Consider the following 21,107-nt stretch of genomic DNA (forward strand, 5'->3'; position numbering starts at 1 on the left):
TGCAACATATAGGTGCGTCTGTTATAATTTTTATAACTTAAAGGAACGGAGGGTTGCTTGAAAATGGGGATCTACTATATTAGAATTCGATTTTAATCTTTATACTACTAATTTTATAGTGTTTAAAGGCTCTGCCTGTGTGTAGAGTAATCGGATAGGTTTCCCTATTTTTAAGTAATCATCATAAACAAATAAATTGTATATTCAATAACCCAATAATATATAATTTGTAACGAATGAGCAGGATTATTTTATTTTGAATCCAGTTTTCTTGTTATGTTTTTATGGATGATTTTTATAACTCACAAAGCAAAAATCCGATTATTCAGCACAGGATAGTACACCTGTGTTTTTTTTATTTGAGAAATGATGAGGATGTGATGAAAAGTGAGTAAATCAATACAAGAAGTGATGGACATAGCGAGGAAATATAATCTTCCATTACAAGGAGATTCTTTACAGTATAATGAGTCGGGGTTAGATTTTCAGGTTGTATTTGCAAAAGATCCGGAAGGAGAGGAGTGGATATTACGTATTCCTCGAAGACCTGATGTAATGCCGAGAACGAAAGTGGAGAAAAAAGCTTTAGATGTAGTGAACGAATATGTATCAACTTTTCAGGCTCCCAACTGGTTGATATATGAAGAAGACTTGATTGCGTATAAGAAATTAAATGGAATACCGGCTGGAACAATAGATCATGAGATTCAAAATTATGTATGGGAAATTGATATTAACCATGTACCAGCTAATTTTCATAAATCATTAGCAAGTGCTCTGGCAGAACTTCATAACATTCCAGCAGAGAATGTAGTAAATTCCGACTTAATTGTCCACAGCCCAGAAGAAGCGAGACAGTCTATGATCGAAAGAATGGCGGCTGTGAAGGAAAAGTTCGGGGTAGGTGAAGCTTTATGGCATCGTTGGAAAACATGGGTGAATAATGATGAAATGTGGCCAAAACGAACAGGTTTCATTCATGGTGATATCCATGCAGGTCATCTTTTAATAGATGAAGAAGCAAATGTTACCGGCATAATTGATTGGACAGAAGTAAAGGTAACAGATATATCGAATGATTTTGTAGGATATTATCAACTTTTTGGTGAGGATGGGCTAGTTTCCCTAATTGATGCTTACAAAGAAGCGGGAGGTTATAGTTGGCCATTAATGAAAGAACATATTATGGAATTAAGCGCTGCTTATCCAGTAGCCATCGCTGAGTTTGCATTAGTTTCCGGCTTGGTTGAATATGAGAAAATGGCAAAACAAGCATTAGAGGTTACTAAAAAATAGAAGTCTTCTTTCCATCTGTTAAAAGAGCAAAAAGCATACCGTTCACCACGTGCACTGGTATGCTTTTGATTTATTCCGCCGCAGCTTTCGTTTCTTTTCTGAAAAATACTTTCTTCACCCAAGTTCTTGATCGCCATCTTCTTAGTTAAGACTCCTCTTAGCCATTCATCGGCAATAAAAGCTATCCAGTACACCTACTCATCCTAAATCTAAAAAGGTACCATAAAACCATGCAGATGTAGCATTTACACCAGAGCATCGAGGTAATCCGAATTACAATAGAAAACCTAACTTTACCTGCAGCTCTGGAGTGAGTTAATGACCACAAGGTAAATGCTCGACCAGGTTATGTAGTAAAATTCAAAGGTTTATGACTTCTTCAAATAGTATTCAAACATATAATCATATTGTATTTGGCATGGTTATTGACTAGAAGTCTTTGCTACTAAGATAAGAAAATTAATGAAACACAAATAGCCTTTAAAACGTAATTCTAGCATAACCTGTTCAGTATAAAGGAGTATCAGCATGCCCAAAATGTGGGGAAACGGAATGGGGGCTTGGTAAGCATGGTGGATATGCAGCGATGCAACCTGTAAACAAAATGAGTTGTGGTTCTGATGTGGAGTATATAATTTGTATCAATTGTGGCTATATTATTGAAGGTTAAGTAAAATCCAGAGAAATTTAAAGGTACCATTTATTGATTTAAAAATAATCTTGTTAATTGATATAAAGGAGTGATTAGATGACAAATAGTCAGGTAATAAAAATATATGATTATCACGTGTGGGCAAATAAAAAAATATTTCAACATTTAAAGCAGCTACCTGATGAAATTTTAAACGGCAAGGTTAAAAGTGTTTTTACTTCCATTTCAGAAGTGCTGACTCATCTTTATGCTACTGATATAACTTGGCTGGAGGTGATGAAAGGAAGTAATTTTCATACCATCATAAAAAAAGTTGAACATCAAAAATCTCAAGCATCACAAGCTTCAATAGTTGATCTAGAAGAACTGTATGATCAACTTTCAACAGCGTATTATAAATTTTTCAATATACATAAGAATCCTGAACATTCGATCACTACAGAGCATCCACAACATGGAGTATGTGAGTTCACCCTAGTTGATTTAGTTCATCATGTCGTTAATCATGGAACATACCATCGTGGTAATCTAACGGCAATGCTTCATCAACAGGGTGAACGGGGTGTACCAACAGATTACGTGTTTTTTCTTTTTAAATGAATTTCGCGACACATACTGTTAAACGATTTTTCCACCATTAACATGAATGGTTTGACCCGTTACATAACTAGCATCATTACTTGCAAGGTAGACATATGCTGGTGCAACTTCCGCTGATTCACCAGGTCGCCCTATTTCGGTATCAGACCCAAAGGTTGCAACTTGATTCTCATCAAAGCTTGCTGGAATCAGTGGTGTCCAGATTGGTCCAGGTGCAACACTGTTGACGCGAATTCCTTGGGTGACTAGCGATTTTGCGAGAGATTTCGTAAATGTCGTAATGGCTCCCTTGGTACTGGAGTAATCAATCAAACTTTCATTACCTTGAAAAGCGGTAATCGAAGAAGTATTAATGATTGAACTACCTTGTTTTAAATGAGGGAGTGCTGCTCTTGTGAGATAAAAATAACCAAAAATATTTGTGCGGAATGTTTTTTCTAATTGATCATCGGTAATTTGAAGAAAATCCTGCTGTGGATATTGAACCGCAGCATTATTCACAATAATATCAATTTTACCATGTTCATCGATTACTTTTTTCACAACATCTTTACTAAACTCACTATGCGAAATATCTCCGCGAAATAGACTACATGCTTTACCTTCTTGTTCCACCATTTTCTTCGTGTCATTGGCATCTTGATCTTCGTCGAAGTAGATGATGGCGATATTTGCTCCTTCTTTGGCAAAATGAATCGCAACAGAACGACCAATTCCGCTGTCCCCACCAGAAATGATCGCAACTTTATCTTTTAATTTATTACTCCCCTGATAATTGTCAAGTACACTGACTGGAAGAGGGGTCATCTTATATTCAAAACCAGGTTGTCGATCTTGATGCTGCTTCGGCAATACTTGTTTTTGCTGGTTTGCTGACATTTTGGACACTCCTCGAAGCTTTTTCTCCTAGTATGGCAAAATTGAAGAACTACATACGTAAAAAATCCCTGCGAGTGCAAGGATTTTCTAAAGTGTCCAGTAAGTGGTGAAAAGCGTCCAATAAAAATGAGGTGTTTGTTACGATATTAACTCGATCGCAAAACTCCTACTTGGAACAGTCTATTTTTATTTCGGAGAATCATTTAAGAAAAATAGCGCGATTGTACCTGGTCCGGAATGTGCACCGATGGCAGAACCAACCATGTTAATTTTGATATCTCTCACATTCCATTTTTCGCGGATCATGCTTGCGATATGTTCAGCTGTATCCAATGCATCGCCATGGCTGATCGCCACTAATTGGTTGTCAAGATCTTTACCGCGTTCCTCCATCACTTCGATCATACGCTTAAACACTTTTTTGGAACCTCTCACCTTTTCTAGTGGAATCAGTTTTCCATCTTCCATGTGTAATAAAGGTTTTACTTTTAATAATGTACCGACAAAAGCGGCTGTTTTACTGACACGACCTCCACGGTACAAATATTCTAAGTCGTCTACAGTGAAAATATGTTCCATATGTTCATAGTAGTGTTTACTTACTTCGAGTATTTCTTCCATGCTAGCACCTGATTGAGCTAGTTCTGCAGCTTTCAGAACAACAAGCCCATACCCTAATGATGCGCATTTCGTATCAAGAACATGTAATTCAAAATCAGGGGATTCTTCTTTCACTTCTTGTTCCATTAATTTTGCCCCTTGATATGTACCAGACAGTTCTGAAGAAAAAGCTAAATATAAGACCTGGTTTCCTGCCTTGGCATGTTTTTCGAAAGCATCTTTAAACACTTGTGGACTGACTTGTGCCGTTTTGGGCGCTTTGCCTTCTCTCATGGCATCGTAAACTTTTTTTGAAGAAATACTAATACCATCTTCGTAATCTTCACCATCCAGTTGAACCGTTAATGGTAACATTTCGATGTCAAATTGTTGAAAATCTTCTGATGAAAGATCACAAGCAGAATCTGCAAGAATTTTTACAGCCAATGTAACCCCTCCTTTTTTCCTTTTGGATCATGTATGATGATCGTGTTTTAGCTTAATATAAGTGTAAGCTTAACGAACAGTTACGTCAAAATAAATTCACCAACTTTTTTGTTTAAAATACTTGGTTTCCAGATCAGATTCTAGTATAGTTTATTCTTGTGCAAAAGAGATTATGTAATGAGATAAAAGGGTATGGAATCATGTGGGTTCCGTTAACAGGAGGGATGAACAACATGTTTTTAATGGAAGCAAAACGAATAGCAATTGTAATAGTTGGTGCAATACTTAATGCAATTGGTCTTAATTTTTTCTTGATTGGCGCAAATGTATATGCTAGTGGCTTTACTGGTATTTCACAAATTTTAGCTACTGTTTTTTCTGATTACTTAGGAGTAGAAATTGCAAGTACCGGTATTATTTTATTAATTCTCAATATACCAGTAGCTATTATCGGTTGGTTAATGGTAGGTCGTGGCTTTACGATCTACAGTTTTCTTTCGGTTATTGCTACCTCTTTTTTCTTAGAGGTGTTGCCGATTGTTAATTTGTCCAATGATATATTGCTTAATGCAGTATTTGGTGGAGTTATTGCCGGTGTTGGTGTCGGTATTACCTTGAAGTGGGGTGCTTCCACAGGTGGCTCTGATATTATCGCAATGGTTTTATCTCGGATGAAGGACAAGCCAATTGGCGGTTATTTAATGGCAATTAACGGAATGATTATTGTTATCGCTGGTATCTTAAATGAGCCGGAGAATGCACTTTATACTTTAGTAGGTTTGTATGTAACAACACGAGTTATCGATGGTATACATACTCGTCATGAGAAAGTGACAGCTATGATTGTAACGAAAAAAGCAGATGAGTTGCAAAAAGCCATTCATGACACGATGATTCGAGGAATTACGATACTGCCGGTTAAAGGTGCTTATACAAAAGAAGATAAGCATATGTTATATTTAGTTATAACCAGATATGAGTTATATGATTTAGAACGGATTATCCATGAAGTAGATGAGAATGCCTTTACGAATGTTATTCAGACAGCAGGTGTCTATGGATTCTTCCGACGAAATGATTGAACACTTTTCTCGTATCAAACATCTAATCTTTTAAAGGGGGTCGCAGAAATATGAAAAAATATATCTCTCTCATATCGATTATTTTGATGATGTTGTTAATGGCTTGTGGTTCTTCGGATGTGGAAGAAACAGAAACAGATGATTCGGTACCGGTAGATAATTCTACTGAAGAATCACCCGAATCAGAGAATGCTAACGAAGAAGAAACTCAATCCGAAACGGAGGCTCTTTCAGCTATTATGGAAAATTTAGATTTGAAAGTTGCTGCAGAACAACAAGGTACAGCGATTGATTTTAAACTTCAGTTAATCAACAAAACTGAAGAGACCGTTGACTTGATGTTTACTTCTGGTCAACAATTTGAAATTAAGTTGTTTCAAGAAGATGAATTATTTTATCAATATTCAGAAGGAAAAATGTTTACCGAAGCTTTGGTTGAAGAATCATTAGAACCTGGTGAATTCAAGAACTGGGCAGAGTCCTGGGACATGATTGAATATTTGGAGCCTGGTGAGTATGAAGTAGAAATGACGCTGTTACCAGCTGAAATAAACGGACAGCAGGTAGAAGGTGAGCCATTGCAACAAACGATTACCATTACACTAGAGGACACTGTAGCTGATGAAGATGGCCCTTTTCGCTCAGTTGACGTAGAAGGAGAAAATGGCGAATATACCGTTACAGGAGAGGTTGATACCAGTGTCGGTGTAACCTATTATGAGGTAGAGGATGGCCATAATTATTTAGTGGAGCAAACAGAAATTCCTGTTGAAGGCGATGGATGGCAGGAGTTTGAGATCCATATTTCGATTGACGAGGATATGTTACCTCAGAACGGGGCAGTTGTCATGTTACTGTATACAGAAGATCGTTCTGAACAAAGACCAGTACAATTAGAGGTAATGCCATAAGTAAGTAGTCCACATATCGTGGAATGAACATAGAAAACGCTTGGTTAGAAAAAGTTCTAACCAGGCGTTTATCTATTATCTAATATTTGCGTATTATTAACTATAGGACGAATAGTTTAGTACTACTAAAAAAGGTTCTTCTTCATTTGATCCTTTTATTAGAAAAAGGTCACCATTATAAAAATTCAATAAACAAGGTAAATTCCGACTAAAAGGTATGGTGAAATATCAAAGAAAGTTAGAAGATTAGTTGATAAACTTAACATCCTCATCAGAGTATTTCTCTGGTGGGGCTACTTTATTCAATTACGAAGGAATCTTCAAAGTTTTGTTTAATTACCTTTTTTGATTAATAACCGTATTTAGTAATAACTTCTTCTACTTTACCAGTAAGCTCGTCCCATTCGACATCCATTTTTTTGTTAACTGTGATAAAGTGTTGAAAACCAAATACATTATCGACACCTTCTAGTTTCATTAGTTCATTTAAAATATCATGTTCACTTGTTTGACCAGGCATAACAGAAATACTATTATTTCCTTCAAAAATCATTTTGTCACTAGTAAATTTCATTGCGTTTGGATTTGGTGTTGCTTCTACATGAATACTCATAGTCTTTCCTCCTATAAAACGACTTTATCATAATCATATCAAAATGTAGTTGATTATGAAAGGAATTCAACAGATGCTGAATCAAGAAAAGAAGGTATACGATTTCGCATACCTTCTTTAAATAGAGGAGCTTACTTTAATTCATTCTGTTGCTTTAATTGATTCTCTAATTCGCGAAGTTCTTGCTGTTCTTCTGCTGTTGCATTTGTATAAGCAGTTTGAATCGCATTTTGAGCTGCTTGTTTATCTTGCTCACTGAAGTTCCCGTTCGCGCGATTCATTAAGCGATTGACGGCATCTCTTGCTTGCTGAAACAATTGGTTTTGCATAATAAATCCTCCTGTCTATTGAATCACTAGGCTTATCAGTTGGATTACCATTATGATCCTTTTTAATGGTGGTAATGAACTAATGGAAGCTTTGATCTTTGATAAACCACCACTGAAACAGAGCTTAAGGAAAAAGCATGAACACCAATTTGATGTTCATGCTTATTATGGATTAATCGTGAATTTCTATTCAGATAGATCTTTGCCAACCTTAACGTTAGCTTCCAATTTTAAATAATCTACAAGGAAATTGCCGATACCGTCTTCTTCATTGGTTTTGGTTTCGTAATTAGCGATTTGTTTTAATTCATCAATAGCATTTCCCATTGCGACACCAACACCCGCATATTCGATCATTTCGAGGTCATTATCTTCGTCACCAAATGCAATGATATTATCGACAGGGATGTGGAAATAATGTGCAATTTTTTTCAAGCCAACAGCTTTGTTAATCCCTTTTCGTACAACTTCAATTACATTCCAAGGTACACCCCATTTTCTATGTTCAATAATGGATGCATGTTTATCATCTAAATATTGACGCAATTCCTCAATATGCTCGTCTTTCGGGTGGATTAATAAAGAGGTAGGATCCTCTTGTAAGTGATTTTTTAAGCTTCCCACTGTAATCAAATCCTGTTGATTAGGTTCCGAAAAAACATCGATAATTTGTTGGTCAAACTGATCTAAGTACATATTATCTCTGATTTCAGCAAAAATATTATGGACTTCAAAATCGTAACAGGTTTGAATGATTTTTTTGGCAGTTCGATTTGGGAGTGGTGTGTGTAATACGTCCCATTTTTGATCGGTTGGATGATGAATAAGTGCACCGTTAAAGTTAACCATCGGAGTTTGTAAACCAAGCTCTTGGTAATACGCAATACTTGCACGATGCGGTCGACCTGTGGCGATCACAACGATATGTCCTTCTTGGATGATTTGCTGAACCACTGATTTGGTATAAGAGCTGATTTCCTTTCGATCGGTTAACAATGTTCCGTCTAGATCTAACGCAACCAAGTGTCTATTTGTTTGCATACCTTCACCTCACTATTGTAATTATAGTTTAAAGATCTTTCTTTCAGGTGTAAAGTTTTGTATATTTTTATTTCTAAATTTTGCATGTTTGATTAAGAAGTTATATCATGAAAATAAGAAAAGAACGAGAAAGGAATGTACCGATGATAGCGATAAATAAAGAGTATTGGCACGACATACCGTTATTACATGTCGTTGACGGAGAAAAGAAAGAGCAAGCATTACCAACTTTAACATACATACACGGCTTCACAAGCGCTAAAGAACATAACCTACCAATAGCATATTTATTAGCAGAAAAAGGATATCGAGTATTACTACCTGATTCGATGTTGCACGGTGACAGAGAAGTCGATCTTTCACATGCGGAAAGAGAGTTTCGCTTTTTTGATATTGTAAAGCAAAATTTGGATGATATTGAAAGTATTTATCAAGAATTAGTCGCAAAGCAATTACTGGAGGGGAATCGGTTTGGGCTAGCCGGTACAAGTATGGGGGGAATCACGACAGCTGCTGCCTTAACGCAATTTTCATGGGTTAAGACAGCTGGGGTGCTGATGGGTTCACCGAAGATCACTGCATATGCTGAACAATTAATTGGCTTCATGAAAGCTCAGCATAAAGAATTGCCAATCTCTGATGATCAACTTCACTTATTAATAAATGAATTAAAAGACATTGATTTATCGTTACAAATGGAGAAATTATTTGGCAGACCATTATTTTTCTGGCACGGGGAAGAAGATACGGTAGTTCCATTTGATCATGCCTATAGTTTTTATGAAGAAGCGATTGAACATTACAAAAACCCTGAAAATATCTCTTTCTTAAAAGAAATAGGTCGCGGACATAAAGTTAGCCGGTTTGCGATTTTAGAATTTGTAAAGTGGTTAGAATATCAACTATGATTTAAATCATTTAAAAAGTGTCCGATTTGTTTTATAATAAATGATAAGAGTTTGAAGGAGGGATTGAGATGGATCAAGCACTAGAAGAGAATTTAATGGGAGCACTGGAAAATGTGATTGACCCGGAGCTTGGTATAGATATCGTTAATTTAGGTCTTGTGTATGGTGTAGACCTTGATGATGAAGGTATTGCTACTGTAACAATGACACTAACTGCAATGGGATGTCCTCTTGCAGGTCACATTGAACAAGATGTGAAGCGTGTCATGGAAGATATTCCAGAAGTAAAAGATACAGAAGTGAATATCGTCTGGAATCCGCCATGGTCTAAAGACCGTATGTCGAGATACGCAAAAATCGCACTCGGTATTCCGGATTAATAAGAAAAGCGCCCTTCTAACAAGGCGCTTTTTTTAGTACATGAAAAATTGGTGCATCCAATCCATAAACTATGAATTAAAGTGGATTACATTTCATACTAGTAAGTGAGTGCGGACATTTGTTTCGTTATTTGTGACAAAAATAGCGTTTTTAGGATACTTGCGGACATCTATTCCGTTATTCATCGAAAATAAAGCTGTTTTTCATCAAAAGAAACCGAATAAGGGATTAAATGTCCGCCAACACCGAAAAACGGGTGCTATTTCGTAAGATAACGCACTAAATGTCCGCTCAACCTATTCAAACAACTTGTCTTCTATTTTCTCAACATTAATTTTCCACATATTATTTGCTGCGAGTTCGATTAAGCTTTCTTTTTTTAATTGACTGAGTGTTCTGCTGATGGTTTCTCTAGTCGTACCAATCATATTTGCTAGCTCTTTGTTTGAGAATTGTTTAGCTAACAGAACATCACCATGTCTATTTTCTTTACCATGTTTCTTTACCAATCGCAAAATCAACATCATGACTTGTTCCTGCGTATTGTGCAGAATTTGTTCTTCCAAACGTTGTTGTAAATCGACAATCATATCACCAAGCACTCGAAACAATTTAACACTTATTTGTGGAAACTGCATTAAAAAATCTTCAAATTGTTGTTTCGGTATATAAACCAAGGTACTGGGCTCGATTACTTCCGCATGTGCCGGATAATTATCATGTCGGAAGAATCCCTGGTGTGGAAACATATCGCCATTATGCAAAATATTTACGATTTGCTCCCGACCATGGATATCTGTTTTGTATATCTTTATTTTACCTTCTAAAATAAAGTAGACATTTGAAAGCTGGTCATCTTGCATAAAAACATGTGTATATTTTTGATAACGTTTAGTATGAGCAATTGTCTTTAAAGAGTCGATTTCATACACCGTTAATTCTTTGAAGATTGGAATCGTATGTAAAATATCTTCAATCGATTGCTGTTTCATAATGTTCCCTCCTTGTCATGTCTAATCACGGCGTCAATTCCCGTAAGCCTTTAAATTCACGTGGGAGGTCACCACCTATTTATCATAGAAGAATATAGGCGATAATACCTACGATAAAGCAATAGAAAGCGAAATATTTTAAATTTCCATTCCTCATAATGTTCATAAACCAGCGTAAGGAATAATAAGTAGCAATAATCGCTGCAATAAAGGCGATGAGATACGGAATCCAAAGTGTATTAAAATTCGGATCATTTATCAAATCATCAACAGACAGCATCATCGTACCAACACTTACAGGTATAAACATTAAGAACGAAAAGCGTAAAGCAGTTTCTTGTTTCATTCCTAATAACATCGCCGCTACAATCGTCGCTCCTGAACGGCTGATTCCAGGTAATAAAGCAACTGATTGAGCCAAGCCGACGATAACTGCATCTTTCATAGTTAAGGCACCATCATTTTTGTTTCCGCGTAAGTTTCGAATAATCCAAAGTGCAATACCTGTAATAACTAAAGTAATCCCAACCATTTTTGCCCGGTCTGCAAAGGTTGACTCAATATAATCATCTAATAGCAATCCAAGTACTGCTGCTGGGATCGTGGCAACAACCAGATAAATGATAAACATAAAATCATCATGATATGCTTTATCTTTTGTAGTCATATAGTTAATACCATTTTTGGTGAGCTGGATAATATCCTTCCAATAAATCATCAATACCGCAATTAGGGAACCAAAATTGACTAACACTTCAAATGATAAACCATCTACACCTACACCGAATATGTCCTGTAATAATACTAAGTGACCACTTGAGGAAATAGGAATTGGTTCAGTGAAACCTTGTACTAACCCTAAAAACAAATATTTGATCAATAACAGTAGTTCTTCCATTTATGTATCCCCCTAAAATCTGTATTCCATAAAGATAACCCTTGTCACTGTTTGTTGACAAGGGTTATCGGTTAATACGAAAGTGATCTATCTTGCATGTTATTCTTCTTCTTTTAAGATACCGTCACCTAAAATAATTGCAACGATACTAAAAATAGCTGCTATGGAAACAGCTGAAGCAATATTAAATTCTTGACCACCCATACTTGTTAGTACATATGATACAACGGTTAAAATAATGACTGCCCAAAAAATAGTTGCGAAATATTTCATTGTCTCACCTCTCTATCTATTATGAATCCCATACCATTTATCACTATAAGCCCCTATTTCAAGCTTAGTAGGGAATAACAGACGCTATCCCTCTGAAAGTTTCGCTAATGATCAGTGCGAGGTAAAACCCCACTGATCATAGTCTCACTTTATTATGAATTATGTATACCCTTACGTTTTTCACCATCTATAGTTTATCAAATTTTATTAATAAAATAAACAAAAATCTTGTACAAAAGAAAATTTGTGATCCTTTTGTGAATGCTGACGTTTCGAGGGTTTCTATACAATTGTAATCTATTTGTAATGTTTTCTTGGTTTACGTGATGTCGACTAAGCGATAAAATAGTCCTAAGGATAGTCTGTTCGTCTAAGCCAATCTTTAAGGAGTGCGGATATTGAAAAAATATATTATCTTGCTCATTTTTACTTTTCTTATAATTATTCCTATATTATCCGGCTGTAACTACAATGCAAGTGGTGAAAAGATAGAACGTGTTGGAATGCTAATTGAAAACACGATCCATGATCAAAGTTGGGGCAACAAAGGATATCGAGGGTTACTTGATATACAAGAAGAATACAATATGGATATTTATTTCCGTGAAGGTGTCCAGACACAACAGCAAGTAAATATTGCCGTTGAAGAATTTGCCAATGAAGGAGTACAAGTTATTATCGGTCATAGCAGTAGCTTTGGTGAATATTTTAACCAAATACAAGCATCATATCCTGATATTCAATTTATATATGTAAACGGTGGCTATTCAGCAGATAATTTGATTAGTCTCAATTTTAACTCTTTAGCAATGGGTTTTTTTGCTGGAATGGTTGCAGGTGAAATGACGGTAACTAATCAAGTAGGGATTATAGCTGCTTATGAATGGCAGCCAGAGGTAGAAGGCTTTTATGAGGGTGTTCTCTATCAAAACGATCAGGTGAATGTCGATATTCAGTATGTCTATGATTGGTATGAAGAGGATCTGGCAGTGGAGCATTATCAGAAAATGCTTAATCAAAATATGGATGTTATTTACCCAGCTGGCGATGCTTATAGTGTTTCCATTGTTGAGTCTGCTATGAATGAAGGTATATATTCGATTGGGTATGTTAATGATCAGCAACCTATTGGTGGGCAGTCTGTATTAACGAGTACGGTTCAACATATCGATAAATTATATGTCTATGCCATTGAACAATTGCAAGAAGGCGAATTAGAAGGAGGAATTTATAACTTCGGTTTTGAAGAAGAAGTAATAACTATGGGCCCGTATAGCGAGCATTTGTCAGAAGATTTTATCGATTATTTGAATGAACTAATCGAAGAGTATAAGGAAACAGGCTTATTACCTCATCAAACGGAAAAATAGCTGGGACAAAAGTGTTTTTATAAAAATAATATCCGAACGATTATGCGAATTTCTACGATTAGAAATTGCTATCGTTCGGATTTTTTTATTGCATAATATTCATTTTAATTCTTTACATTATTGTCTTTGAATAGGAAAAAATTGATTTGTCTCATCCTCTTTTTTATCACGGTATAATCTCATTTTATGTTTTTGAACATATCTTTGATAGGTGATAATTTCTTGTACGTATCATTTAGTAATTGTACGGTTTGAAATAAGTTAAAAGAATTTTCGTCTTTTTCTTCTGGTTCTTCCGATTCTTCCATTTGCTTTTTACCGAACATTAATTCATCAAATCGATTATGCTTTTCCATACTTATCCCTCCTAAAGTCATCATATGGGAGAATCCACTAGAATGTATGGGTTCTTGAAACGTTGGTAAATGAGTATTTTTCCTTAGAGTGGATAGACTTTAAATAAATAAACTTGAAAAAAGTGAGATCTTGCTATAAAATTAGTACCAAGTCTTAATAATTGATAACAATTCCTTTGAGAGGAAGGATAAGGATGAAAGCAGGAATAATTGGAACTGGTCATTATGCACCAGAGAAAGTTTTAACTAACGCTGATATGGAAAAAATCGTCGATACAAGTGATGAGTGGATTCGAACAAGAACTGGAATTGAAGAAAGAAGAATTGCTCATGACAATGAAGATACATCTGATATGGCATTTAACGCAGCAGAACAAGCATTAGAGGAAGCTGAAATCACGGGGGAAGATTTGGATTTAATATTAGTTGCAACAGTTACACCTGATCAACCTTTTCCTACAGTATCCTGTAAACTGCAAGAACGCTTAGGTGCAACAAAGGCTGCAGCAATGGATATCAGTGCTGCTTGTGCAGGATTTATGTACGGGGTCATTACGGCAAAACAATTTATTGAAACAGGTGCATATAAACATGTATTAATAATCGGTGCGGACAAATTATCGAAAATCACCGACTGGACAGACCGCAATACTTGTGTTTTGTTTGGAGATGGTGCAGGTGCGGCAGTAATGGGACCTGTAAGTGAAGATAAGGGTGTACTATCCTTTGAATTAGGTGCTGATGGTAGTGGTGGCAAGCATCTAGAACAAAATGATGATTATATTTTTATGAATGGTCGAGAAGTATTTAAGTTTGCGGTACGACAAATGCCAGAATCATCAGTACATGTGGTAGAAAAAGCAGGTTATGCTAAAGAAGATGTCGATTATTTAATTCCGCATCAAGCAAATATTCGTATTATGGAAGCTGCTAGACAGCGGCTAGGTATTGAAGAGGATCGAATGGCAGTCAATGTTAATAAATATGGTAATACTTCAGCTGCTTCGATACCTATTGCTTTATCTGAAGGAGTAAAAAACGCTAAAATAAAGGATAACGATTTAGTCGTCTTGGTTGGCTTCGGTGGAGGTTTAACATGGGGCGCTGTAGCATTAAAATGGGGAAAATAAAAAAATAGGGAGGAATCGATATGAGTAAAAATCGAGTGGTTATTACTGGTATGGGTGCCGTGACACCATTGGGAAATACTATCGCTCAATTTTGGGATCATTTAAAATCTGGTACTTCTGGAATCGATTATGTCACAAAGGTCAATAAAGACGATTTTCCAGCTAAAGTTGCTGGTGAAGTAAAAGATTGGGACCCAACCGAATATATGGAGAAAAAAGATTCAAAACGCATGGATTTATTTACACAATACGCAGTAGGTGCTGCGAAAATGGCGGTAGAAGACGCTAATCTTGAAATTACTGATGAAATTGCTAATCGAGTTGGAGTGTGGATTGGCTCTGGTATTGGTGGTATGGCAACGTATGATGAACAATTTAGAAAATTTGTTGATAAAGGCTATCGTCGAGTTAGTCCATTCTTCGTACCGATGCTAATTCCAGATATGGCTGCTGGTCAAGTCTCGATCCAACTAGGAGCAAAAGGGATCAATAACTGTTCCGTAACTGCTTGCGCGTCAGGGGCAAACTCAATCGGTGACGCTTATAAAGTTATCGAACGTGGAGATGCCGATTACATGATCACAGGTGGAGCAGAGGCACCATTAACACCAATGGCTTTTGCAGGCTTCTCAACAGCAAAAGCATTGTCATTTAATGAGGATCCAAATACTGCAAGTAGACCTTTTGATAAAAATCGTGATGGATTTGTCATGGGGGAAGGAGCAGGAATTTTAATCCTGGAATCATTAGAATCTGCTGAAAAACGTGGCGCTACTATTTATGCTGAAATTGTAGGTTACGGCGCTTCCGGTGATGCGTATCATATTACATCACCAGCACCTGAAGGAGAAGGAGCAGCACGCGCAATGCAGCAAGCACTTGATAGTGCAGAAATATCTCCTGAGGATGTGGACTATGTCAATGCGCATGGTACAAGTACAGAGTACAATGATTCTTTTGAAACACAAGCGATCAAAACAGTTTTCAAGGACCATGCTTACAAGATGGATGTTTCCTCAACGAAATCTATGACAGGACATTTATTAGGAGCGGCTGGTGCGATTGAATCGATTGCATGTGTTAAAGCACTTCAAGACGGTATTTTACCACCCACGATCAATTACGAAACACCAGATGAAGCTTGCGACCTGAACTATGTACCAAACGAAGCGATCGAAAGAGATATCAACATCGCCATTAGTAACTCATTAGGTTTTGGTGGTCATAACGTAACACTCGCATTCAAAAAATATCAATAATATTTATGAAGGGGACAGGATTGCTGTCCTCTTTTTTTATGCAGTCCATAACCAATAAACGTCCTGTTGTCATAGTTTGGGGGCTTGTACATATAAATTAGTATAAAGTGGTTAAGGGGCGGGTTGTGGTGATTTATGTGTTGCTTTTTTTAATAGGATTTGGATTATCTATTTCGGGTGGCGTCTCGATCATTCTTTATCTGAATTTTATACCGGCTGGGTTGTCTTTTCTCGATTATTTTGCCATTGTTCAAACAAAAATTGAATGTTATTTCTTCCTCCTTGGCCTTATTTTTATGGGGATATCTGTTCAAAGGATGACATTATTTTCTGTTAAATAATAACAAGAAAAGAATAAATTATTGTGTATTGGTCATACTGTTTGATAAAACAGATTAGTCAAAGTGAGGGTTCGTCATATGTTGTATTTACATGATGTATGGGTCAATTGGTTCGAAGGAGAAGAAAACGGCTATAATGTCTGTCCCTTCCATGAATGGAGAAAATCAGATGGTATTGAAATTCTAGATCAAGCTCCGATACTCTTCATCGATGACAAAACCTTTCAATACATTGAGAACGATTTGCAAGATGTACCTCAATCTATGTTAGATCAAATTTATCAACGTGCTTACATTCGCAAAAATCAAGAACGGCAACAGCTTGATTATGCTTGCGTCATCACGAACGGTTCATCGATTCTCGCATTTGATACGATGGGATATCATATACCGATTCGAAAAAGCAGACTAATCCCACGTCAGGAGCGGTTAGTTTTTGATCTGATTGAGGGACGAACCGCCAAGACATATTCAATACCTGACCATACGGATAAAGAATTTCACATTTTATCATTACCGCCGGAATATATGGTGGGTTTGACGAGAAGAGAGCGTCAATTAAAACAATTATTAATGATTGCTTTGGATCAGTTAGATGTTGCTAATTGTCTGGAGGAAGTAAGATACTGGTTAACAGAATGGGCGCCGGAGCAATATCACTCCATTAAAAGATTGACATTTAATGAAGCGTGGGAAAAGCTTTACAACGATTTAGTGACCGGTTGGAGTACAAAGCATGAAGTTTTTTGCAAACAAATTATTAAAGGGCAAGCTTTTTATGAAGACATATGGGAGCGGGAGCACCAACCATATTCAACTAAATCATTACGTTCATAAAACGTAAAAAACCTTGGAGCTGTTAGGGCCTCCAAGGTTTTTATATGAAGGTAAGAAAGTATAAAATCAGTGCAATGACCGTGTTAAGCGAAGTAGTTATGTTGACATGTTTTATGTATATTTGCCAACGCTCCGACTAATTACTTCGCTTTGATACGCTATCTTTAGAGTAGACAAAGAAAAACACTTTGCAAAGCGGATTTTCGGCTCGTGCTATTCCCGCAACGGGTTTTGCCGGTTTTCTTAACTAGCATAGATGCTTTTTTTATTTTTTCTTTTTCTGTACTCGCCCAAGGCCCATCGCTTTTTTCGCTTTACGTAACATTTTATTTGCAGTAAAGTTGGCTTTATCAGCACCTTGATCAAGTAGATCATCTAATTCATCTGATTTAATCAATGCGTTATAACGTTCTTGGATCGGACGTAATGTCTCAATCACAGCATTTGCAGTGTCTTGTTTAAATTCTCCATAACCTTTACCTTCATATCTTTGTTCTAATTCTTTAATGGATTCACCTGTGCAACTTGCATAAATAGTTAATAAATTACTAATTCCTGGTTTATTCTCTTTGTCATATTGAACAATACCATCAGAGTCAGTAACGGCACTTTTAATTTTCTTCTCAATTTGTTTTTCCGTATCCAGCATGAAAATAGATGCTTTTTGGTTATCATCTGATTTACTCATTTTTTTCGTTGGTTCTTGTAAGGACATAATACGTGCACCAACTTTTGGAATGCTGATTTCCGGAATCGTAAAAATATCATTGAAGCGATGGTTAAAACGCTGCGCTAAGTCACGCGTTAATTCCAAGTGTTGTTTTTGATCATCACCAACAGGCACAATGTTGGTATTATATAGCAAAATATCAGCAGCCATTAGTGGTGGATAAGTTAATAAACCGGCAGATACAGCTTCTTTTCCTTGGGATTTATCTTTGAATTGGGTCATGCGTTCCAATTCACCTATGTAACTGATCGTTTGTAACATCCAACCCAATTGTGTATGTGCAGGCACTTCTGATTGAATAAAAAGAACAGATTTGTCTGGATTAATGCCAGAAGCTATGTATAGTGCTGCAAGGGATTTAATATTTTCTCGTAATTTTAATCTGTCTTGTGGCACGGTAATGGCATGTTGGTCTACTACACAGAAATAACATTGATTGTTTTCTTGTAGGGAGACAAAATGTTTCATCGCACCTAAATAATTTCCTAATGTTAGACTACCACTCGGTTGAATACCTGAAAAAATTGTGTTCATTTTTCTTCACCTCTATAAACCTGTATGTATATTTTTTGTGATTCAATTATTCCTTGTTACGTTTATTCCAACATATACGTAATTGAATTCTATCACATGTAAGAAATAATTTCTCTTATTAATATATCACTTTATAACTCGATTCCTTTTTATAATATCACTTGTAGAGCAAAGTTGAAAGATTGTTTAGTGGAACGGTCATATGATGCATTATTATATGATGTACAGGGTATAACTATAATAAGATTTCTACATGAAAGGAGAAAAATCTATGTCTAAAAACGAGATAATAATAGATGCTATTATCAATGGCGAAAAGTATAAGGCTGATAAACAGGAGTCACGTGAAAATCCTGCACACCCAAATGAAATTGTTGGTTATGCACCAGTTAATACAGTGGAAGATACCATCAAGGCAATTGATGTAGCGCACGAGACCTTTATAACTTGGAGGGAATCCTCAATTGATGATCGGATTGAACGTATGCGAAGTGCGATTCAGAAAATTAAAGATAACACATCTGAAATTGCAAAATTGTTATCACGTGAGCATGGCAAAGCGCTTTATGATTCCGAAGGTGAGATTGGAGTATCACTGATGTGGATGGAATATGCATGTGATAATGTCAAAGAAGTATTAAAGAACGAAGTGCAGGAACACGATAACGGCAAGACGATTATTGCTAAAGATGCAATTGGAGTTGTATCTGCAATCACACCTTGGAATTACCCTATCTCACTTTCTACTATTAAGATAGCACCAGCATTATTGGCTGGAAACACGATGGTTTTGAAACCCAGTCCTTTAGCGCCACTTGCGGTTAGTAGAGTTGTTGAAATCATTGCAGACGAATTTCCACCAGGAGTATTAAACATGGTACACGGAGAAGCAGATGTTGGTGTCGAGTTAACATCGAACCCTAAAATCGCCAAGATTGCCTTTACAGGAGGAACGGAAACAGCAAAACACATCATGAAGGCGGCAGCGGACACTATTAAACATATGACATTAGAATTAGGTGGAAATGATGCAGCCATTGTCTTAAGTGATTTTGATGTAAATGATGAAAGGGCAATGCGGCGCTTAGTTATTTCTAATTTTCTCACTGCTGGACAAATTTGCATGATTGCGAAAAGAGTTTATGTGGATCAGTCAATTTATGATCAGTTTGTTGAAAAGTATATAGAAGCGGCTAACAAGTGGATACGGGTTGGAGATCCTTTTGATGATAATGTTACAGTGGGCCCTGTTAATAACCAAAAGCAAGCAGATTATGTTCAAAGCTTAGTGGACGATGCTGAAGACAAGGGAGCCAAGGTAGTGAAATTAGGCACAGTCCTTGATCAAGGTTTATTTGAAGAAGGTTATTTCATGCAACCTACAGTCGTTTTAGGTGCAGATCAAAATGACCCAATTGTCGTAGAAGAACAGTTTGGTCCAACCGTTCCAATTTTACCTTTTGAGAATGATCAACATGCAATTGAACTTGCCAATGACAGTATTTTTGGCTTAACTAGTTCTGTCTGGGGGAAAGAAGAGCACGCGATAGAGATTGCGAAGCATATACAGGCCGGTACTACCATGATTAATACGGCAGCCGTTCAGGGCCTTGATGTCCGCTTCCCATTTGGTGGTGTGAAACAATCAGGGATAGGACGTGAATATGGTAAAGAAGGAATTCTCGCATATACTGATACACATGTGATTAACGTTCCTAAAAATCGAGATTTGCCTTACATTCCTGAATAAATCACTAGATCATCTTTGCTTGTTTTTATGAGATGCGATACGCCGGTTCATCAATAAATGCTAAGTAGATGTCAATTACTTTAGTGCTAATTATGAAATATTTGAATAGCTTGACCACCACTCCGGCTACCCACTCCCCTTTCCGTGGGGTTTGTCCTTCAGCTAACTTTTCTGAGCAAAAACCGCTCGAAAAAGTGGATCTTTAGGCCAAACGATTCCCACAGGAGTGGGAGTGGGCGGCCTTCGCTATTATCATGCTCTACAACGCTAGCATGGAGTAATACGGTTGTTTTCTACTCACAAATAGCTATTTTACACTTTGTCCATTGTAAAAAGTCAACTTATTACTTTTTTAGCAAAATTACTCACTTCGCTGTGTACATGAAAAATCCACATTCCATCGTAAGAATCCTTCCACATTGTTATTTTTACAAAAATTTATAGAATTTAACATACTTTTAAAATCTAATAATAAAATATAAATAATATTAGCATAATCCCTAGTAGAGCCCCTCCTTGAATAACAAAGAAAGTTATCCAATTCGTTTTGATTCTGTCAGAAGGTAATGGCTGTTCTTCAAAGCTGCTGTGCCATTTTTTCGGAGTGTTCACTCTAGTAAACACTTTTCTAAAACTAAGAGATGTAATATCAAAGAATTTCTTCGATATTACATAAAGTAATAGCCCTATCATTATATAAAAAGTCCCGATATAAAAAGTAATATTGATGTAGTCCAGTAATGAAGCATGACGTGTAAATAATATGACTAATAGTAGACACACTAAACAATGTGCAAATATTAGAATTATATGCTGGAGCCATTTTTTCATGAGAAATTGTCTCCTTTCCTTTTTTAATTATGAGATATTTATTTAATATTAGCAATATTCAGGTTTC

At 36.4% G+C, this 21,107-nt stretch carries 22 protein-coding genes; 11 read left to right on the forward strand and 11 right to left on the reverse strand.

Annotation, left to right across the window (positions count from 1 at the left end):
* Nucleotides 1–387: 387 nt before the first annotated feature.
* The gene (locus J5J03_RS14505; protein WP_208590477.1) at nt 388–1,296 is read left to right on the forward strand and encodes a macrolide 2'-phosphotransferase; all 909 of its coding nucleotides are present in this window, start codon (nt 388–390) and stop codon (nt 1,294–1,296) included.
* Between the two features lie 748 nt (nt 1,297–2,044).
* Nucleotides 2,045–2,548, forward strand: a complete 504-nt coding sequence (locus J5J03_RS14510; RefSeq protein WP_208590478.1) for a DinB family protein — start codon at nt 2,045–2,047, stop codon at nt 2,546–2,548.
* Between the two features lie 18 nt (nt 2,549–2,566).
* Here J5J03_RS14510 and J5J03_RS14515 read toward each other — a convergent pair whose 3' ends face one another.
* Both J5J03_RS14515 and J5J03_RS14520 read right to left on the reverse strand, forming a co-directional pair.
* A complete protein-coding gene (locus J5J03_RS14515; protein ID WP_208590480.1) occupies nt 2,567–3,427 on the reverse strand; it encodes an SDR family oxidoreductase in 861 nt (286 codons plus the stop codon).
* A gap of 186 nt (nt 3,428–3,613) precedes the next feature.
* Entirely contained in the window at nt 3,614–4,474 is an 861-nt protein-coding gene (locus J5J03_RS14520; protein WP_208590481.1) for a DegV family protein, read from the reverse strand.
* A gap of 233 nt (nt 4,475–4,707) precedes the next feature.
* On the opposite strand from J5J03_RS14520, the gene J5J03_RS14525 reads away from it, so the two are divergent.
* Both J5J03_RS14525 and J5J03_RS14530 read left to right on the forward strand, forming a co-directional pair.
* Complete coding sequence (locus J5J03_RS14525; protein ID WP_208590483.1) at nt 4,708–5,556, forward strand: YitT family protein; 849 nt, start codon at nt 4,708–4,710, stop codon at nt 5,554–5,556.
* A 50-nt stretch (nt 5,557–5,606) separates the two neighbouring features.
* A complete protein-coding gene (locus tag J5J03_RS14530) occupies nt 5,607–6,467 on the forward strand; it encodes a BsuPI-related putative proteinase inhibitor (RefSeq protein WP_208590485.1) in 861 nt (286 codons plus the stop codon).
* A gap of 349 nt (nt 6,468–6,816) precedes the next feature.
* On the opposite strand, the gene J5J03_RS14535 is transcribed toward J5J03_RS14530, so the two are convergent.
* From J5J03_RS14535 to J5J03_RS14545, 3 genes are all read right to left on the reverse strand, one after another.
* Nucleotides 6,817–7,080: a NifU N-terminal domain-containing protein gene (locus J5J03_RS14535; protein WP_100359601.1), complete on the reverse strand. Its 264-nt coding sequence runs from the start codon at nt 7,078–7,080 to the stop codon at nt 6,817–6,819.
* A gap of 131 nt (nt 7,081–7,211) precedes the next feature.
* Complete coding sequence (locus J5J03_RS14540) at nt 7,212–7,409, reverse strand: DUF3813 family protein (RefSeq protein ID WP_208590487.1); 198 nt, start codon at nt 7,407–7,409, stop codon at nt 7,212–7,214.
* A 186-nt stretch (nt 7,410–7,595) separates the two neighbouring features.
* A complete protein-coding gene (locus tag J5J03_RS14545; RefSeq protein WP_208590489.1) occupies nt 7,596–8,450 on the reverse strand; it encodes a Cof-type HAD-IIB family hydrolase in 855 nt (284 codons plus the stop codon).
* Nucleotides 8,451–8,593: 143 nt separating this feature from the next.
* On the opposite strand from J5J03_RS14545, the gene J5J03_RS14550 reads away from it, so the two are divergent.
* Both J5J03_RS14550 and J5J03_RS14555 read left to right on the forward strand, forming a co-directional pair.
* Nucleotides 8,594–9,358: a prolyl oligopeptidase family serine peptidase gene (locus J5J03_RS14550; protein WP_208590523.1), complete on the forward strand. Its 765-nt coding sequence runs from the start codon at nt 8,594–8,596 to the stop codon at nt 9,356–9,358.
* 68 nt (nt 9,359–9,426) lie between these two features.
* On the forward strand, nt 9,427–9,738 hold the full coding sequence (locus tag J5J03_RS14555) for a metal-sulfur cluster assembly factor (protein ID WP_018933358.1): 312 nt from the start codon (nt 9,427–9,429) through the stop codon (nt 9,736–9,738).
* A 297-nt stretch (nt 9,739–10,035) separates the two neighbouring features.
* Here the strand turns inward: J5J03_RS14555 and J5J03_RS14560 are convergent, their stop codons facing one another.
* The 3 genes from J5J03_RS14560 to J5J03_RS14570 all read right to left on the reverse strand — a co-directional run bounded on the left by J5J03_RS14560 (nt 10,036) and on the right by J5J03_RS14570 (nt 11,902).
* Nucleotides 10,036–10,731 carry a Crp/Fnr family transcriptional regulator gene (locus J5J03_RS14560; protein ID WP_208590491.1) on the reverse strand — a complete coding sequence of 232 codons (696 nt, stop codon included), beginning with the start codon at nt 10,729–10,731 and terminating at the stop codon, nt 10,036–10,038.
* Between the two features lie 82 nt (nt 10,732–10,813).
* Nucleotides 10,814–11,629 (reverse strand): undecaprenyl-diphosphate phosphatase, encoded by an 816-nt coding sequence (locus tag J5J03_RS14565; protein WP_208590493.1) that lies wholly within the window; start codon nt 11,627–11,629, stop codon nt 10,814–10,816.
* 99 nt (nt 11,630–11,728) lie between these two features.
* Complete coding sequence (locus tag J5J03_RS14570; RefSeq protein WP_208590495.1) at nt 11,729–11,902, reverse strand: DUF2929 family protein; 174 nt, start codon at nt 11,900–11,902, stop codon at nt 11,729–11,731.
* Between the two features lie 389 nt (nt 11,903–12,291).
* On the opposite strand from J5J03_RS14570, the gene J5J03_RS14575 reads away from it, so the two are divergent.
* A complete protein-coding gene (locus tag J5J03_RS14575) occupies nt 12,292–13,272 on the forward strand; it encodes a BMP family ABC transporter substrate-binding protein (RefSeq protein WP_331460501.1) in 981 nt (326 codons plus the stop codon).
* Between the two features lie 179 nt (nt 13,273–13,451).
* Here the strand turns inward: J5J03_RS14575 and J5J03_RS14580 are convergent, their stop codons facing one another.
* Nucleotides 13,452–13,628 carry a hypothetical protein gene (locus tag J5J03_RS14580; protein ID WP_208590499.1) on the reverse strand — a complete coding sequence of 59 codons (177 nt, stop codon included), beginning with the start codon at nt 13,626–13,628 and terminating at the stop codon, nt 13,452–13,454.
* Between the two features lie 194 nt (nt 13,629–13,822).
* Here J5J03_RS14580 and J5J03_RS14585 point away from each other — a divergent pair, with 194 nt between their 5' ends.
* From J5J03_RS14585 to J5J03_RS14595, 3 genes are all read left to right on the forward strand, one after another.
* Nucleotides 13,823–14,758, forward strand: coding sequence for a beta-ketoacyl-ACP synthase III (locus tag J5J03_RS14585; protein WP_208590500.1), 936 nt, complete (start codon nt 13,823–13,825; stop codon nt 14,756–14,758).
* A gap of 20 nt (nt 14,759–14,778) precedes the next feature.
* Nucleotides 14,779–16,017, forward strand: a complete 1,239-nt coding sequence (fabF, locus tag J5J03_RS14590; protein WP_208590501.1) for a beta-ketoacyl-ACP synthase II — start codon at nt 14,779–14,781, stop codon at nt 16,015–16,017.
* A gap of 419 nt (nt 16,018–16,436) precedes the next feature.
* The gene (locus J5J03_RS14595; RefSeq protein WP_208590502.1) at nt 16,437–17,195 is read left to right on the forward strand and encodes a YjbA family protein; all 759 of its coding nucleotides are present in this window, start codon (nt 16,437–16,439) and stop codon (nt 17,193–17,195) included.
* 265 nt (nt 17,196–17,460) lie between these two features.
* On the opposite strand, the gene trpS is transcribed toward J5J03_RS14595, so the two are convergent.
* Nucleotides 17,461–18,459 (reverse strand): tryptophan--tRNA ligase, encoded by a 999-nt coding sequence (trpS, locus tag J5J03_RS14600; RefSeq protein WP_208590503.1) that lies wholly within the window; start codon nt 18,457–18,459, stop codon nt 17,461–17,463.
* Between the two features lie 271 nt (nt 18,460–18,730).
* Between trpS and J5J03_RS14605 the strand changes: the two genes are divergently transcribed.
* Nucleotides 18,731–20,209, forward strand: coding sequence for an aldehyde dehydrogenase family protein (locus J5J03_RS14605; RefSeq protein WP_208590504.1), 1,479 nt, complete (start codon nt 18,731–18,733; stop codon nt 20,207–20,209).
* Nucleotides 20,210–20,674: 465 nt separating this feature from the next.
* On the opposite strand, the gene J5J03_RS14610 is transcribed toward J5J03_RS14605, so the two are convergent.
* Nucleotides 20,675–21,040: a DUF3899 domain-containing protein gene (locus tag J5J03_RS14610; protein WP_208590506.1), complete on the reverse strand. Its 366-nt coding sequence runs from the start codon at nt 21,038–21,040 to the stop codon at nt 20,675–20,677.
* Nucleotides 21,041–21,107 lie beyond the last annotated feature (67 nt).

The organism is Gracilibacillus suaedae, from assembly GCF_017599345.1.
Lineage (GTDB): Bacteria > Bacillota > Bacilli > Bacillales > Amphibacillaceae > Gracilibacillus > Gracilibacillus suaedae.

Coding starts and splice junctions, on each gene's coding strand:
- J5J03_RS14510 (WP_208590478.1), top strand. CDS start 2,045: ATGACAAATAGTCAGGTAATAAAAATATATGATTATCACGTGTGGGCA.
- J5J03_RS14515 (WP_208590480.1), bottom strand. CDS start 3,427: ATGTCAGCAAACCAGCAAAAACAAGTATTGCCGAAGCAGCATCAAGAT.
- J5J03_RS14525 (WP_208590483.1), top strand. CDS start 4,708: ATGTTTTTAATGGAAGCAAAACGAATAGCAATTGTAATAGTTGGTGCA.
- J5J03_RS14530 (WP_208590485.1), top strand. CDS start 5,607: ATGAAAAAATATATCTCTCTCATATCGATTATTTTGATGATGTTGTTA.
- J5J03_RS14535 (WP_100359601.1), bottom strand. CDS start 7,080: ATGAGTATTCATGTAGAAGCAACACCAAATCCAAACGCAATGAAATTT.
- J5J03_RS14540 (WP_208590487.1), bottom strand. CDS start 7,409: ATGCAAAACCAATTGTTTCAGCAAGCAAGAGATGCCGTCAATCGCTTA.
- J5J03_RS14545 (WP_208590489.1), bottom strand. CDS start 8,450: ATGCAAACAAATAGACACTTGGTTGCGTTAGATCTAGACGGAACATTG.
- J5J03_RS14550 (WP_208590523.1), top strand. CDS start 8,594: ATGATAGCGATAAATAAAGAGTATTGGCACGACATACCGTTATTACAT.
- J5J03_RS14555 (WP_018933358.1), top strand. CDS start 9,427: ATGGATCAAGCACTAGAAGAGAATTTAATGGGAGCACTGGAAAATGTG.
- J5J03_RS14560 (WP_208590491.1), bottom strand. CDS start 10,731: ATGAAACAGCAATCGATTGAAGATATTTTACATACGATTCCAATCTTC.
- J5J03_RS14565 (WP_208590493.1), bottom strand. CDS start 11,629: ATGGAAGAACTACTGTTATTGATCAAATATTTGTTTTTAGGGTTAGTA.
- J5J03_RS14570 (WP_208590495.1), bottom strand. CDS start 11,902: ATGAAATATTTCGCAACTATTTTTTGGGCAGTCATTATTTTAACCGTT.
- J5J03_RS14580 (WP_208590499.1), bottom strand. CDS start 13,628: ATGGAAAAGCATAATCGATTTGATGAATTAATGTTCGGTAAAAAGCAA.
- J5J03_RS14585 (WP_208590500.1), top strand. CDS start 13,823: ATGAAAGCAGGAATAATTGGAACTGGTCATTATGCACCAGAGAAAGTT.
- fabF (WP_208590501.1), top strand. CDS start 14,779: ATGAGTAAAAATCGAGTGGTTATTACTGGTATGGGTGCCGTGACACCA.
- J5J03_RS14595 (WP_208590502.1), top strand. CDS start 16,437: ATGTTGTATTTACATGATGTATGGGTCAATTGGTTCGAAGGAGAAGAA.
- trpS (WP_208590503.1), bottom strand. CDS start 18,459: ATGAACACAATTTTTTCAGGTATTCAACCGAGTGGTAGTCTAACATTA.
- J5J03_RS14605 (WP_208590504.1), top strand. CDS start 18,731: ATGTCTAAAAACGAGATAATAATAGATGCTATTATCAATGGCGAAAAG.
- J5J03_RS14610 (WP_208590506.1), bottom strand. CDS start 21,040: ATGAAAAAATGGCTCCAGCATATAATTCTAATATTTGCACATTGTTTA.